7 protein-coding genes are annotated in these 16718 nt (G+C 64.5%); 6 read left to right on the forward strand and 1 reads right to left on the reverse strand.

Going from position 1 to position 16718, the window contains the following annotated elements:
• The first annotated feature begins 108 nt into the window (after nucleotides 1-108).
• From FJ936_RS23825 to FJ936_RS23845, 5 genes are all read left to right on the forward strand, one after another.
• The gene (locus tag FJ936_RS23825) at nucleotides 109-12582 is read left to right on the forward strand and encodes a hypothetical protein (protein WP_181763165.1); all 12474 of its coding nucleotides are present in this window, start codon (nucleotides 109-111) and stop codon (nucleotides 12580-12582) included.
• A 151-nt stretch (nucleotides 12583-12733) separates the two neighbouring features.
• Nucleotides 12734-13231 (forward strand): tail fiber protein, encoded by a 498-nt coding sequence (locus tag FJ936_RS23830; protein ID WP_140793226.1) that lies wholly within the window; start codon nucleotides 12734-12736, stop codon nucleotides 13229-13231.
• Between the two features lie 42 nt (nucleotides 13232-13273).
• Nucleotides 13274-13747: a tail fiber protein gene (locus FJ936_RS23835; RefSeq protein ID WP_246680521.1), complete on the forward strand. Its 474-nt coding sequence runs from the start codon at nucleotides 13274-13276 to the stop codon at nucleotides 13745-13747.
• A 12-nt stretch (nucleotides 13748-13759) separates the two neighbouring features.
• Nucleotides 13760-14281, forward strand: a complete 522-nt coding sequence (locus tag FJ936_RS23840) for a tail fiber protein (RefSeq protein ID WP_140793230.1) — start codon at nucleotides 13760-13762, stop codon at nucleotides 14279-14281.
• Nucleotides 14282-14472: 191 nt separating this feature from the next.
• Nucleotides 14473-15000: a GNAT family N-acetyltransferase gene (locus FJ936_RS23845; protein WP_246680522.1), complete on the forward strand. Its 528-nt coding sequence runs from the start codon at nucleotides 14473-14475 to the stop codon at nucleotides 14998-15000.
• Nucleotides 15001-15253: 253 nt separating this feature from the next.
• Here FJ936_RS23845 and FJ936_RS23850 read toward each other — a convergent pair whose 3' ends face one another.
• On the reverse strand, nucleotides 15254-15529 hold the full coding sequence (locus FJ936_RS23850) for a hypothetical protein (RefSeq protein ID WP_140793234.1): 276 nt from the start codon (nucleotides 15527-15529) through the stop codon (nucleotides 15254-15256).
• A 307-nt stretch (nucleotides 15530-15836) separates the two neighbouring features.
• On the opposite strand from FJ936_RS23850, the gene FJ936_RS23855 reads away from it, so the two are divergent.
• The gene (locus FJ936_RS23855) at nucleotides 15837-16643 is read left to right on the forward strand and encodes a SapC family protein (protein ID WP_140793236.1); all 807 of its coding nucleotides are present in this window, start codon (nucleotides 15837-15839) and stop codon (nucleotides 16641-16643) included.
• The last annotated feature ends 75 nt before the right edge of the window (nucleotides 16644-16718 follow it).

The following is a 16718-nucleotide window of genomic DNA, read 5'->3' on the forward strand; positions in this document are numbered from 1 at the left end:
AACATCGGCACGCGGGACGTGTAGTCCCAGAAGGACTCGCCAGGGATGGGAACTACCGAGAAGTCTCGGCAAGTTGGTGAGATGGCGGCGCGTGGGGAGGGGTTCCTCATGCGCGCCGGTTATCGCCGTTCGAGCATTGCAAGGCAGCTCTGGAAGACGACGGCGCTTACGTCGCTGGCGCTGGCGCTCTCGGGCGTGGCCGCCTATGGCGACGATGCCGGGCTCTGGCAGCCCCAGGTCCGGGCCATCATCGGCGCCGACAACAATGGCGGCAACGCCGCGCTCGAAGGCTTCATCCCGATCAAGCAGACCGCCGAATCGGTGCTGTTCCTGGATGTGCGGGCCAAGCACGATTTCAAGGACGCCTTCGGCCAGGATATCGGCCTCGGCATCCGCCGCATCGTCAACCCGGACCTGATGCTCGGCGGCTATGCCTATTTCAATGCCGAGAGCTACGGCGGCACGCAGTTCACCGGGGGCACGCTGGGCGTCGAGGCGATCACGCCGAATTTCGACGCGCATGTGAACGTCTTCGTGCCGATCAAGGGCGACTCGACCGACCACTCGACCAGCTCGACCCTGTCGATGGTCTCCAACCAGCTCATCGAGCAGATCTCGGTGCTCGACCATCGCGACTACGCGGCCTGGGGCATCGAGGGCGAGGTTGGGGCGAAGGTGCCGCTCAACCTGCCCGACAGGCATTCGCTGCGGCTGGACATTGGCGGCTACCATTTCGAGGATCCGCATGGTGATGACGGCGTGGTCACCGGCGCCAAGGCCGGCATCGAATATGAGATCGGCGATGTCTTCGGCACCGGAACGTCGCTGACCTTCACTGGCGAGGTGCGCAACGACAATCGCGACGACACCCAGTTCGCCGGCAGCGTGCGGCTGAACATCCCGTTCAATCCCGGCGGCGGCTCGGACAGCACCGCGGCCATCGGGGCGGATCCGGTCTATCCGGTCAGCGAAGGCTTGCGCAAGCGCGTCAACGAGCGGGTGCGCGGCGATATCGGCGTCCGCATCCAGAGCCAGGACAAGACCGGCGGCACGACGACCCGCGTCGCCATCAACGCCGCCACCAATGCCGCGTTCGGAAAGTTCTATTTCGCCGATGGCGGCCTGGCCGGCGCCGGCACGCAGGCCGACCCGACGACATTGGACGATGCCGTCACCAAGGCCGGCAACGGCGGCTTCGTCGTGGCGCTCGGCGGCAATGGCAATCTGACGACTGGCGGCGTGACGCTGGCCACGGGCCAGACGGTCATCGGCGGCGGCGAAAGCGTCACCGCGAAGCTTTTCGGCGGCGGCACCGCCACCTTCAACCTGGGCGGCAGCGACGGCACGATCCAGGGCACCAACGTCGCCAACCCCGTCATCACGCTGGGCAACGGCAACACGCTGAACGGCATCACCATCACCGGCGGCGGCGACGGCATTTTCGGCAACAACGCCACCAGCACGACGCTGACCAACGTCACGGTAACGGGCACCGGCGGCGATGGCGCCGACTTCACCGGCAATTCGACCAATGTCAGCGCGTCCAATTTCACCGCCACCGGCAACGGCCTCGACGGCCTGCATATCGAAGGCGACGGCACCTACAATTTCACCGGCACGACGCTGCTGTCGGGCAACCAGGATGACGGCCTCGATATTACGGGCAAGGGCACCTACAGCTTCGCCATCCTCAAAGCTCAGGACAACCAGGATGCCGGCATAACGGTGAAGGGCACCGCCGCCGGCGGCAGCTTCACCACCACCGGCGGCCAGGTGTCGGGCAACACGGCGCTGGGCGACGACGGCGTCGGCATCTTCATCGACCCGATCACCGCGCATGTGGTGTTTGATTCAATCTCGCAGACCGGCGGCACATCAGGCGTGGTGCTCGACCATGTTTCGGGCAGCTTCACGGTCAACGGCGCCACCACGATCTCCAACACGACGGGACCGGCGATCGCCATTTCCGATTCGCCAGCAACGATCCGCTTCGGCGACATCAACATCACGGGGCCCGGCGGCGACGGCATGTCGTTCAGCGGCGTCAACGCGGCGGTGGTTGCCGGCAACATCGTCATCTCCGGGCTCGGTCTCGGCCATGCCGGCCTCGACTTCTCCGGCAGCCAGACGACCTTCACGGCGCTCTCGGCCAACATCAGCGGATCGGGCGCCGGCTCGATCGGCATCGATCTCGCCGACACGACCGGCGGCGCTTCGATCATCATCACCAATGGCGGCACCATTTCGGGCGTCGACACGGGCGTGCGCCTGGGCATCGCCGGCTCGCTGGCCCACTCGGCCAATGCCCAATTCGGCTTCGGCGGCGGCTCGATCGCGGGCGTCACCGCCTCGCTCGACGCGCGTGGGCTGAACCAGACGCTCGGCCTCTACGCGTTCGGCTCGACGACGTTCAGCGGCCCGCAGCTGTTCGACGTCCAGAACGTGATCTTCGTCGGCGCGGCAGCCTCGGGTGCCGGCGACGGCTCCTCGCTTGCGGACCTGGCGTCGATCGGCACCGCCGACGGCATTACCGACGCCAACGCGATCTTCGTGCTGGTCAACGACGCCGGCAACACGCCGATCAATGCGTCGGGCGGCTTCTCGCTCAGCGACGACCAGACGCTGGCGTCCTTCGGCAATGGCCGCTCCTTCTCGCTCGGCGGCGTGCCGATCAACGTCACCGGGACCAACATCCAGCACGACCAGGTCGTTTCGGATCCCGGCACCGGGGCGGCGACGCTGACCAATTCGGGCGCCGGCGACGTCGTCACGCTGGGCAACGGCAACTCGCTGCTGGATTTCAACATTTCGGGCGGCAGCGGCGCGGCTATTGGTGGGACGGGCATTGCCGGTCTGACGGTCCAGGGTGTGTCGGTCGGCGGCGTTGCCACGGGCCTGTCGCTCGACAATTTCGGCGGCACCGGCACGTTCACCAATTTCGATATCACCAGCGCCGGCTCGGGCGTCAGCATCACCGGCGGCACCACCGGCACGCTGACTTTTGATGCCGCGAGCTCCATCACCGGCACGACCGGCGTGGCGTTCAACATCGATTCCTCGACACCGAACCTGACCTATAACGGCACGATCAACCAGACCGCTGCTGCCAGTGCGGTCAAGATCAACGCCATGAACGGCGGCTTCGCCAGGTTCGGCGGCAAGATCACCGCCAGCACCGGCGCGGCCAACGCCATCGACCTGACCGGCAATGCCGGCGGCGCGATTGCTTTCGTCGGCGGTCTCGATCTGACAACCGATGGCGGCTTTGCCTTCAGCGCCGTCAATGGCGGCAATCTGACGGTGTACGGGGCAAGCAATACCGTGGCGACCGGCCTGGGGCCGGACGAGAAGGGCATCCAGATCGCCGGCATGACGATCGGCCTGGCCGGAGTGAACTTCTCCAGCGTCACCGTGGATGGCTCGGGCGGCGGCGTTTCGACCGGCATCGCCATTTCCAACACCAGCGGCGGCAACGTCAACTTCGGTGGCGTCGACCTGTATCGCATCAGCGGCGATGCCATCAGTCTCGACAATGTCGCCAGCGGCAGATACACCTTCCAGGGCACGACCAAGGTCGACACCGTGGTGGGTGGAGGCTCCGGCTTCCTGGTTCAGAACAGCGCCGCGACCGTCGGCGTCAGCAACCTCGTAACGACGAATATCGCCGGCGCCGATGCCAGCCTGACCAACAACACCGGCACGATCGACATTGACGGCACCATCACCAATTCCGGCACGGGCGATGGCGTCGTCGTCTCCGGCGGAAGCGCGGCGATCACGATCGGCGCGACCATCAACAGCTCGGCGACAGCGCCCGGCACGGCCGTCAGGGTCGACGGCATCACCGGCGGCTCGGTCGCCTTCACTGGTCCGGTCACCTCAACCGGCGCGGGCAACCTGTTCGCCGTCGGCTCGACCACCGCGCCGACGGGTGGCACGATCAGCTTCACCGACTCGGCGCTGACCGCCAGCGGCGGCGGTGGCGCGATCATCGCAGGCTTGGGCGCGGCCGCGACCTTCAACGCCACGTCCCCAATTTCGATCACCAACGCGGTCGGCAACGGCCTGTCGGTCTCCAATGTCGCCGGCAGCGCCACCTTCGGCGCGGTCACCGTGTCGGGTGCAGCCGGCAATGGCATCGACATTTCAGGCAATTCCGGTTCGGTGACTTTCGGCACCACCAATGTGACGCTGGGCTCGGCGGCCAACACCGCCGGCATCAACTTCGGCGGCGCCAATGCCGATGTCAGCTTCGGCACCACCAGTGTGACGATGGGCGCCGGCGCCCATCAGACGGCAATCGACTTCAGCGGCTCGTCGACGACGGCCGATTTCGGCGTGACCACCATCACCGGCACCGGCGAGGCCACCTCGCGCGGCATCGATCTGTCGTCGACGACGGGCAACAAGACCATCACCTTCCTGCGCGGCTCAAGCATCAGCGACGTCCATATCGGCGTCGATTTGTCGTCCGGCCTCAGCACGCTGACTTCGGCCAACGCCAATTTCACCTTCGGCGACGGCACTTCATCCGACGGGCTGCAATCCTCGATCAGCGCCGCCCCCGGCGGCTACACCGTCAACACGGTCGGGCTCGACCCGACGCTCGGCAACTATGATTTCGACGACGTGTTCTTCACCGGCAGCGCCAATCTGCCCTCGGCGGTCGGCGCGGTGACGATGGTCTCGCAATCGGGCGGCGTCATCGCCGTCGGCACGTACGGCCTCAGCCAGTCGGTGACCACGATTTCGCTTGCCGACGCCGATCTCATGACCGGCACGCAGACCTTCGCCTTCGTCGGCACCGTCGATCTCAGCGCAACGCCGTTCACACTCGATTCCGGCCAGTCGATCACCGGCTTCGGCAACAGCAACGTCATCGCCGTGTCCGGCACCTTCCAGCAGGTGAACGTGCAGGGCAATCTCGGCGCCACCGGCGGCAACGTTACCGGCGACGAGGGCGTCGTCACCGGCACCGCGGACGCCATGCATCTGCTCGGCAGCAATCAGGTACGCAACACCGCCTTCGACTTCACTGGCGCCAGCGGCTCGGTCTTCCTGATCGACCAGAGTGCGGCCGGCTTCGACAACACTGGCGGCATCACGATCCAGGGCGTCACGGTCAGCAATGTCGCCGTTGGTCAGACGGCGTTCAAGGTCGATGGCCTCACCAGCAACGTCTCGATCACCAACAACAACATCAACGTCGCCGGGACGCTGCTCGACGCCGATGGCGGCAACGGCAACATCACGCTGACGCGCGGCAACCTGCCCAATGGCGGGCCGGCCGGCACGCTGACCGGCGGCGGCGTCTCGATCGTCAACCGCACCGGCGGCCTTGTCGATTTCACCGACAAGGCGACCATCGGCGGCAATGGCGTATCGCTGACCAACAACAGCGGCGCGGGAATCACCTTCGCCGATCTGGACGTTTCCACCAATGGAGCGACGGCCTTCACCGCCACCGGCGGCGGCACGATCACGGTCGACGCGGGAACGATCAATGCCACGGGCGCGCAAGCGGCGTCGCTCGACAGCATCACGGCCGACATTCATTTCACGTCCACCAGCGCGACGTTCAGCGCCGGCAACGGCATCGACCTGCAGAACCTGGCCGGCACGGCCGCTCTCGGCACCGGCACGCTGACCAATACCGGCACCGGCACGGCCTTCAATACAGGCTCGGCGACCAATGCCAGCGGCGGCAACGCCACCGTCTCCTATGGCGGCACCATCGCCAGCAACGGCACCGGTGCGGCGGTCTCGATCCAGGAACTGACAGGCGGCTCGGTGACGCTGGCGGGCAATCTGACCGACGGCCTTGCGGGCGCTGGCGGCAACATCCTCATTGCCGGCAATGATTCGGCCACGATCACCTTCTCGGGCACCACCAAGCAGATCAGCTCGGGCGCGACCGACGGCGTCAACATCGGCTTCCCCGGTGGATACCCGTCCGGCACGCCGAGCCCCAACACGAACTCCGCCATCAACTTCACCAATGGCGGCCTGGACATAACGACGACAGGCGGCATGGGCTTCGCCGCGCTTGGCGATTTCACTTCAGGCTCCGTCACGGTCACCGGCAGCGGCAACAAGATCAATTCCGGCGCGGACGGGTTGGTGGTGTTCGGCGCCAATGTCGGCGCTGACGGCATTACTTTTGACAGCATCGCGGCGGTATCGACAGACGCCGGCGTGTTGCTGCAGGCCGCCGTCCTTAACGGCGATGTCAACATCGGCGGGCTCAGGGATACCGGCTACACGGGCGCCTCGTTGTCCGGCCTAACTGGTACCGGGGCGGTCAATTTCACAGGAGATATAGATCTCGACGTCAGCTTCAGAGGATTCGACATTGGCGGCCCACAGGTCGGCACCATAAATATCGCCAATGTCGCCGGATCCACGCTGACCATCGATGGGGGTGAGGGCGGCATCGTCACGACCGGCCTGCAGAGCGGGATCATCAACGTCGGCGGCAATGGTGGCGTCGCCAGCATCGGTGCGACGACAAGCACTACCGGTTCGGCCATCGCGGTCAGCGGCGGCAACGATCTCGTCCATGCGACGCTCAACTACAACGGCTCGATCAAGGTCGATACCGGCAGTGTCGTGCAGGCCGTGACCGACTGGAGCGAGCTCAATTTGAGCGGTTCGGTCGTTTCGACCACGGACGCGGCGGCGGCGGGGACGGCGGCCTTCACCTTCACCGGCAACGCCAACGGCGCCTACAACATTTCGAGCACGATCAATCATACCGGCAAGGGCATCGGCGTACTGTTCGACGGATCGTCCGAGGGAACGGCCACCTTCTCCGGCACGTCGAAGATCTTCAACACCAGCAGCGGCGCCAACGGCGCCATCGTCAAGGCCCCCAGCATCGGCCCCGGCGAAGGCACGGGCACGCTCGCCTTCACCGGTGGCAACCTCAAGATCACCACCTCGAGCGGCGCCGGCTTCACCGCCAGCACCACCGGCCCGGGCACGGTCAGCGTCAGCGGCACCGGCAACACCATCACCACGACGACCGGCACCGCGCTCAACCTGGACGGCGCGACGGTCGGCCCGGATGGCGTGACCTTCGACAGCGTCTCGGTCAACGGGGCGGCGACCGGCATCGCGCTGAACAATGTTTCCGGCGGCACCGTCAGCCTTGGCGCCGCGAATTTGCTGGGCATCACCTCGCATGGCGTCGATATCTCCGGCACGCTCGGCTCGACGCTGAATTTCACCAGCCTGAACGTCGGGCTCGGCGCGGCGAACGCGATCGGCCTCGACCTCAATGGCGCCGCGCTCGGCACCAGCACCGTCACGGCTGGGGATTTCGACGTCGACGGCGGCAGCTTCGCCGGCACGATCGGCATCGACATGGCCGACACGACCGGCACCGGCACGATCCAGCTCGGCGACACGACCAACAACAACCCAGCCGGCCAGACCTCGAAGATCGAGAATGTCGGCTATGGCGTCCAGTTCTCCAGCGCCACCAACGCCAAGCTGATCTTCGGCGACGGGGCAGGTCCGGCCGAATCTTCGATCGCCACCACCGGCGGCCAGGTCATTCACGCCACCGACACTTTGCCGACAGCGGGCGACTACAATTTCAACGACGTCAATTTCTCCGGCGACACGTCAAACCTGTCGGCGATCAGCGTCTACTATGTCACCGCCGACGCCAGCGCTCTCGGCGACGGCAGCCTGCTCAATCCAGGCACCTATGCGAACGCCCAGAATTCCACGGCCAATGTCATCGTGCTGATCGACAAGAACGGCACCGGCAGCCAGGAGACGATCGACCTGAGCGGCACCTCGTTCCAACTCGACGACGGACAGGTGCTGCTTGCCTTCAAGAGCGGCGATGCGGCCGTCGATGTCTCGCAGCTCGGTGTCGACACCAGCAGCGGCGCCTCGGCGGCATTCCATTTCACCACGGTGCAGAATTCGCCGATCATCTCGGCGCCGGGCGGCATCGATACGCTGCGGCCGATCCTGCAGAGCAACACCGCCACCGCGGTGGTCAATTTCGCGACGACCGGCACCGGCGTCCTCACCGGCGGCGTCGAGAACCTGATCATCCGCAACACCGGCAGCGGCACCGGCGTCTCGGGCAGCGTGGCGGCCGCCTCCAGCTTCTTCCTCAGGAACAACGACATCGCCGCCGGCGGCAGGGCGCTCGACTTCACCACCAGCGGCGCGCCGGCTGCCGACAGGCTTCTGCTTTCGATCGACGGCAACACGCTGCAGTCGACAGGGACCGCGCTTGCCGCCAATTTCCTCGGCCAGAGCGTCAGCGCCACTCAAAATACGATCGCGATCCGGTCGTTCGCCAACAATACGGTCATCGGCGGCACCGGCGGCGGCATTGCTTTTAACGGTGCCACTTTCGACTCGACGGGCGGCGGCGGCACCGTCAGCGCGGGCACCCTCACCGTCGGCACAACTGGTGCGCGCGTGCAGGGCGACGGCCTCAACCTGCTCAACACCAGCGGCACGCTCGATCTTGGCACCTTCAGCATTGCCAACAATGGCGGCACGGGCCTGCTGGTCAACGAAAAGGGTGGCACGACCTTCACGTTGAACAGCAGCGGCGGCTCGGTCGACACCACGAACGGCACTGCCATCAATCTCGACCCGCTGACGGTCCACATGACGCTCGGCAGCGTCACCGCCACCGGCGGCGCCAGCGGCATCATCTTCGACGGTGTTGCCGGCACCTTCGCCGTCACTGGCGCCACCAGCATCACCGGCACGACGGGCGCCGGCATCAACGCCATCAACACCAACACCGGCACGTTCAACTTCAACACGGTGACGGTCAACAACACGACCGGCGGCGGCATCGGCTGGGCCAGCGGCACGCTCAACGTCACCGGCCTCGCCAACATCGACACCGCCACCGGCGCCGGCATCACGCAGAGCGGCGGCACGACCGGCTTCACCGGCGGCCTGACCGTCGACACCACCGCCGGCACCGGCATAGCCGCGACGGGCGGCACGATCAGTGTCGCCGGCTCGGGCAACACGATCACGACGGGGTCCGGAGCCGCACTCGATCTCAGCGGTACGACCATTGGTGCTGGCGGCGTGAACTTCTCCAGTATCTCGGCCAATGGCCCCGCTACCGGCATCGCGCTGAACAACGTCTCCGGCGGCGCTATCGCGCTTGGCACCGTCGACCTGCAGGGCATAACCTCGCGCGGCGTCGATGTCTCCGGCACGCTCGGCGCGGCCCTGTCTTTCACGGATCTGGGCATCGGCCTGAACAGCGGCTCGGCCGTTGCCTTCGACCTGAATGGCGCGATCATCAACGCGGCGATCACGGCTAACGATTTCAACGTCACCAATGCGGCCGCCGCCGCAGGCACCTCGATCGGCATCGACCTGCGCGGCGCGACCGGCGGATCGACGGTACGCCTCGGTGACGCCGCGGTCGGCGGCGCAAGCTCCAGCATTGCCGGCGTCAACACCGGCGTCTTCCTCAATTCGACGACCAACCTCACCTTCACTTATGGCGACGGCGAATTGGCGACCGACAAGGGTTCGGCCATCAGCGCCAATGTCGGCATCGACGCCTCCAGCGCGCCAACGCTCGGCACCTACAATGTCCAGGACGTGAACTTCCAGACCAGCCCGGGCCTCGGCTTCGGTATCGGCAAGATCTATTTCGTCGGCGCCACCGCCACCGGCGACGGCAGCGGCAAGGACCAGAGCAACCTGGCGACACTGACCACGGCGGAAGCGGCGGCGGTTTCGACTGACATCATCGTGCTGGTCAACGATGGCGGCGTCATCACGGCGGCGGGCAGCAATGGCAACGATATGCTGGCGCTGCAGGCAAACGAACAGCTGCGCGGCTTCGGCAACGGCAACATCAACCTAGCGCTGACGGTGCCGTCGACGATCCAGCTCGCCAGCAACAACATCTCGATCATCGACCAGACGCCCAATGGCGCGGCGACGCTGACAACCAACGATGGCAGCACCGCCATCACGCTGGGTGCCAACGGCAATATCATCGATGGCTTTACAATCGATGGCGATGACGGCCTCGGCGTTGCCAACGCCGCCATCGGCATCAGCGGCGCGACATCGGGCGCCACGATCAGCAACATGACGATCAGGAACGTCACCGCCACCGATATCGACTTCGGCGCCGGCGCCACCGGCACGACGACGCTGACCAATCTTTCCCTCTTCTCCACGGGCGCGGCCGGCACCGCCATCAAGTTTGGTGCTGCCTCCGGAACGGTCACCGCCACCAAAGTCGTCACGACGGGCGGCGGCGGCCTGTCCGTGGTCGGCGGCGATGCTGCGTTCAGCTTCGACAACATGAGCTCGGTCTCCAGCGCCGCCGGCACTGCTGTCAACATCATCAACCGCTCCGGCGGCAGCTTCGGCTTTGCTGGCACGGTCACGTCGAGCTTTGGAGCCAGGGCCATTTTCATTTCGGGCGCGACTGGAGCAGACACAGTAAGCTTCACCGGTGCCGTCAACCACAACAACGCCACCGGCGCCGCCGTCGCGATCAACAATGGCGGCCAGGCCTCGACCGTCAGCTTCGCCAACCTCACCATCACGACGGGCGGCGGCAACACAGCCTTCACCGCAACCAATGGCGGCACGGTCAATGTCACCACCGGCTCGATCAGCACGACGGTCGCCCAGGCGATCAACCTCAACGGCATCGCCGCCGGCATCAATTTCACCTCGACCACATCAGGCGGCGGCGCCAACAATGTCAGCCTGGCGAATGTCACCGGCACGGTGAACCTGGGCACGGGCTCGTTGACAGGCGCTTCGGGCACGGCGTTCAGTGTCAGCGGCGGGTCGGCCAATATCGACTACAATGGCTCCATCACCCACACCGCCAACGCCACCGCGATCGACCTCCAGAACCACACCGGCACCGGCGGCGGCGCCAGCACGATCTCGTTCGACGGAACCGTGTCGTCGAGCGGCTCGAGCGACGGCATAAACCTGGTCAGCAATGGCGGCACCAACGGCACCAATATTAATTTCAGCAACACGCTGACCATCAACACGTCGAGCAGCGGCACCACCGGCTTCAACGCAACCGGCGGCGGCACGGTTATTGCCTCCAATACCAGCAACGTAATCACGTCGGGCGCGGGCACCGCACTCAACGTCACCAACACCACGATCGGCGGGGCGGGCCTGAAATTCCAAAGCATTTCGGCCAACGGCTCGAGTGCCAATGCCGGCATCGTGCTAGACAATACCGGATCGAGCGGTGGACTGACGGTGACAGGAACGGGGTCGGCCGGCTCCGGCGGCACGATTTCGAACAAGACCGGCGGCGATATCCTCAACGGCTCGGATGCGAGCGGCCAGACCGTGTCCGGAACAAACGGCACCGGCATCTTCCTGCGCAACACGTCGAATGTGTCGCTGGCAAACATGCAGCTCAACGACTTCTCGAACTTCGCCGTCTACGGCAACACGGTCACCAACTTCACGATGACCGGCACGACCATCAGCGGGGTCAACGGGACAACGCTTGCGGGCGACCGCGAGGAAAGCTCGATCCGCTTTGACAATCTGCTCGGCACTTCGTCGATCACCAACTCCAGCATCTCGGGTGGCTATAACCAGAACGTCGATCTCTACAACACCAGTGGTACGCTGACCCGGCTGACGATGGACAACATCCAGTTCGGCCTGATCAATGCGACGGGCGGCAACGACAACGTCCGAGCACAGGTGTTCAACAGTGCGACGGCTAACTACACGTTGACCAACAGCACCTTCGCCGGTACCCGCGCCGACTTCATCGCATTCCTTGCCAACAACAACGCCCATATGGACGCGGTAGTGCGCGGCAACACGTTCCATAACGGCCAGGTGATCGTCCCCAGCGGCGGCACGGCTGTTGACATCCGCAGCGGCTCCGGCGGCCTCGTCTCCGCCGCGACGACGACTTTCGATATTTCGCACAACACCTTGCTCAACACCGGTGGCGATGCGGCAAACGCCTACGACACGGTTGGCGTGTTCGTAGCCAAGGGCCAGGACAACGGCACGCTGTCCGGCACGATCGCCAGCAACACGATTGGGCCGGCTAAGAGCGGCGCCAACGCGGACGGTATCTTCGTCCGTTCGGCCGGCGCCGGCGCGACGACGGTTTTGATCCAGAACAATTCGCTCTCTGGCTACGGCAATGCCGGTATCCACCTGCAGAACAATGACGGCAGCACGACCATGAATGCCTCGGTGTTCGGCAACGTCGAGTCGAGCCCGAATTCGCAAAACGGCTGGGGAATTTTTGTCGACAACGGCGCCACCGCCACCGACACCAGCACGATGAATCTTGTGCTCGGCTCAAGCGTGCCCGCCACACAAAATACGTTTGTCAGCGCGGCCACCGGGGTCGTCGATGTCGGCCTGAGCAACTTCAACGCCAACACGCACTTCAACCTGTCCACCAACGGTTCGGCGTCCGGCACCGTGACCGGCGTGGTTCAGGACGACAATGTCGGCTCGCCTACCGTCGATACGACAGGTGGCGCTGGAACGATCACGCTGGTGGGATCTTTGCCGGTACTACCTCCTGCAGTCGCCCCGTAAACGCGCTAAGTATTTTCCCAAAGTGTGCTTACGATGATGGGCAAAAAATTAGTAAAAATGAATTCAAAAAATTCTGCTCTCTTATGGTCCATTGACGTTGCGTAACATCACTACAGTGCGCTAGTATGCGTCAACAGCGAGGGGGGCGGCGATGGCGGAACCATTTCTTTCCGAAATCAGAATGATGTCTTTCGTTTTTGCGCCGAAAGGCTGGGCACTATGCAACGGTCAGCTGCTTCCAATAAATCAGAATCAGGCGCTGTTCTCATTGCTTGGAACAACCTTCGGCGGTGACGGCAGGGTGAATTTCGCGCTGCCCGATTATCGTGGCCGGGTGCCGATCCATGTCGGCGGTGGCCACACGCTCGGTGAACGCGGCGGTGAGCAGGCGCACACGCTGTTGATCGGGGAATTGCCATTCCATAGCCATATCGAGCAAGCCACGACCACAAATGCGGACACGCCGGTGCCCAGCAGCAACCTGCTGGCTACCGTTGCCAACACCTATACGGCGCCTGGGAATCCCACGGCCATGGACCCTGGCACGCTGGCCCTTGCCGGCGGCAACCAAGCGCATATGAACATGCAGCCATTTCTGACCCTGAGCTTCTGCATCGCCCTGCAGGGCATTTTCCCGTCGCCGACCTGAGGAAAAGCAACCATGGCACAACCCTACGTTGGCGAGATTCGGATGTTCGCCGGCAATTTCGCGATAGCCGGCTGGATGTTCTGCGAAGGGCAATTATTGCCCATTTCGGAGAACGAGATCCTGTTCCAACTGATCGGCACCACCTATGGCGGCGATGGCCAAAGCACGTTCGGGCTGCCTGATCTGCGTGGCCGCCTTCCGGTCCACCAGGGCGGCGATTTCATTCTTTCGCAGACTGGCGGCGTTGAAGAAGTCACGCTTACCCCCCAGCAGATCCCTTCGCACACGCACGCCTTCCTGGCTTCGCTGAACAATGCCGGGGCAAGCACGCCGACGGGCAACATGACCGGGCAGGTCGGCGCGGCGCAGATCTACCGCGAGGCGCCGGCAGCCGCGCCGATGTCCCCGCAGACCGCCGGGCAAACCGGCGGCAGCCAGCCGCATACCAACTTCCAGCCCTACCTTTGCGTCAATTTCATCATCTCGCTGTTCGGGATCTTCCCGTCGCCGACTTAAGGAGGGACCGTCATGGCTGACCCGTTCGTCGCCGAAATCCGCATTTTTCCGTTCAATTTCGCACCCAAGGGCTGGGCCTGGTGCGACGGTCAATTGCTGCCGCTGTCGCAGAACACCGCGCTGTTTTCCCTGCTCGGCACCACCTATGGCGGCAACGGCAAGTCCAACTTCGCCTTGCCCGATCTGCAGGGCCGCGCGCCGATGCACCCGGGGCAAGGACCAGGACTTTCGCTGCACGACCTCGGAGAGCCGGGCGGTTCGGAAACTGTGCAGTTGCTGATATCGGAGATGCCGCAGCACGGCCACACGATGATGGGGAACGTCAATCCGGCCAATCTGGCGGCGCCAGGTCCGGCGCGATCTTTCGCGCGTACAGCTCCCGGTATGTCTTATTCGGCAACGGCCACTTTGACACCGCTCAGCGATCAGGCGGTGCGGCCGATCGGCGGCGACCAGCCGCACAACAACATGCAGCCCTATCTCACCTGCCATTTCTGCATTGCGCTGCAAGGCGTTTTCCCGCCGAGAACCTGAATTCCGAGCCAACAAGGCAGGACCTACGATGGCCAAGAAAGCAGAACCAAAGTCAGAAGCGTCGGCCCCAAAGGCTAAGAATGGGAGTGGATCTCGACGGCGCTGGTCACCGCCAACCTCAAGCAGATCGCCGTGGTGCGCGACCTGACGCCACCGGTGTGACGGCAGTCCTGACGGCACAGACGGGTAGCGTGACAGACAGCACGCCCGCGCATTCTTCTTCGGCCTGGCCCCGCTCCGATGCGGCCGGGCTGAAGTTTCGCGCGGCTGGCGAGGCCGACAAACCCTTCCTGTCGCGGCTCTACGCCTCGACCCGCGTTGAAGAGCTCGCAGTGACCGACTGGAGCGAGGCGCAGAAGGCCGCCTTCCTCGCCATGCAATTCCAGGCCCAGCACGCGCATTACCACACGCACTATCCCGAGGCCGACTGGCTGGTGGTGGAGCAGGCGGGCCAAGACATAGGCCGCCTCTATATCGAGCGCTGGCCGAGCCAGCACCGCGTCATCGACATCGCGTTTTTGCCCATCCATCGCCGCAAGGGCTATGGCACGGCGCTGCTGCGCGATCTGATCGACGAGGCACGGTTAGCCGGCAAATATGTATCGATCCATGTCGAGAAGAACAATCCGGCGCGGGGGCTCTATGTCAGGCTTGGCTTCGCCGTCGTCGAGGACAAGGGCGTCTATGATCTGATGGCGTGTTCGCCGGCGGATCCATGATGGTTGTTGGCGCTGCCCCACCCGTCTGCCGGCATCCCTTCCCGTGAACGGGGCGAGGAACCTCCCGCCACCGATTTCGCCAATCTCTTGCGCCGCAAGAAAGGCGCTGCGTTGCCGCCAGCCACTCTCGCCCCGTTTACAGGGAGAGATGTCCGGCAGAACAGTGAGGGGCAGCGCCGCCGGTAAAGATTGTCGCATTCGGTCCGGTCGGCAATGCGGGAAACATCAATAAAAATGCAGCTCAAAATGGGCGTTAGTTGAACACCGCCTCGTAGGTCCGGCCAGTCGCGTCGGCGGCTACCGGTACGATGAAGATGTCGTGGACGCCGCCGGCGCCGGCAAGGCTGTAGGTCGCCTGCGGCAACGCGATCTCACGCGGCCCCCTGAACAGCAGTGAAAAACCACCCCCCGGGCGGGGGCTGGCCGCGATGCGGTTGACGGCGCTCAGTTCGAGCGAGATCCGTCCCGCTCCGGTCTCGATGATGAACGCCTGTCCGATCGCCTGTTCGAAATCCGCCGCCGCCGCCATTCCGTCGCCCCGAAGCCGTTTGCGCGGCACTGTCGCCGCTTCGCCGCGGGCTGTCCAGGGCTCTTTGTCCGACGCAAATTCCCAGGAAAACCGTCGACCACTTTTCCTGGCAATTGCCGCCTCGGCGCGGAGCGCTGGCGCGCAAGACATTTCGTCGCCGCAAACCCCAAAAATACAGCAACGCATCCTTTTATGCGCACCGGTGACACTGTAGTACTTTGTTTCGGCATGGGATTGTTTGATACGAGTCCGGCGCCGGACGCGGATTGGCCGGCCTGATCGGCTTGCCGGAGAAAAAGGACCGACGATGGCTGAAGGTGCGAAAGCAGGGACGGCGGCGGCAGCAGGGGCCGATGCGATGCCGCTTTTCTACTCCAGGCCGGAGGCGCTCAATCCGGCGCGGCACGGCTCGCTCGGGTTGACGGCGCGCAGCGACTTTTCCTTCGCGCGCTCGGCGCACGCCATCCCGGTGGTGGCGTCGGAGATGCCGGCGGCGATGCGCTCCTATCCGATCGTCTTCATCGGCGCCGCCAAGGCGCCAGTCATCATCACCGGCGTTCGCCAGGACGAGAACCTGTTCGTCGATGCCGAAGGCAAATGGAACGCGCCGCACTACATCCCGGCCTATGTCCGCCGCTATCCTTTCATCCTGGCCGAGGATCCGACCTCGCCCGGCCGGCTGACGCTGTGCGTCGACCGGGCGAGCGAGCGCGTCGTCGACCAGCTGATGGCGCCGTTCCACGACGACAAGGTGCTGCCGTTCTTCGGCGGCAACGAACCGACCGAGGCGACCAGGCAGGCGCTCGCTTTCTGCAACCAGTTCCAGATCGATTTCAGGGCCACCCGCGAGATGGTCGACAAGATCGACGCGCACGGTCTGTTTTCGCAGCGCCAGAGCAAGGTGACGCTGGAAGGCGGCGAAGTGCTCAACCTCACCGACTTCCAGGTGATCGACGAAGCGGCCTTCAACAAACTGAGCGACGACGCCTTCCTCGACCTCAGAAAGTCAGGCGCGCTCGGCCTGCTCTATTGCCACCTCGCCTCGACCAACAGCTGGACCTCGCTGGTGCACCAGGCGTCGCTTCGCAAGGCGGACACCGCGAAGAGTGCCTGACGGCATTGCCCGACCTGCCGAGGTCGACGACATCCAATTGGAACATTTCAGGCGCTGTCCGGTTGCTTCCTATGG

Source organism: Mesorhizobium sp. B2-4-13, from assembly GCF_006658535.1.
In the GTDB taxonomy this organism is placed as follows: domain Bacteria; phylum Pseudomonadota; class Alphaproteobacteria; order Rhizobiales; family Rhizobiaceae; genus Mesorhizobium; species Mesorhizobium australicum.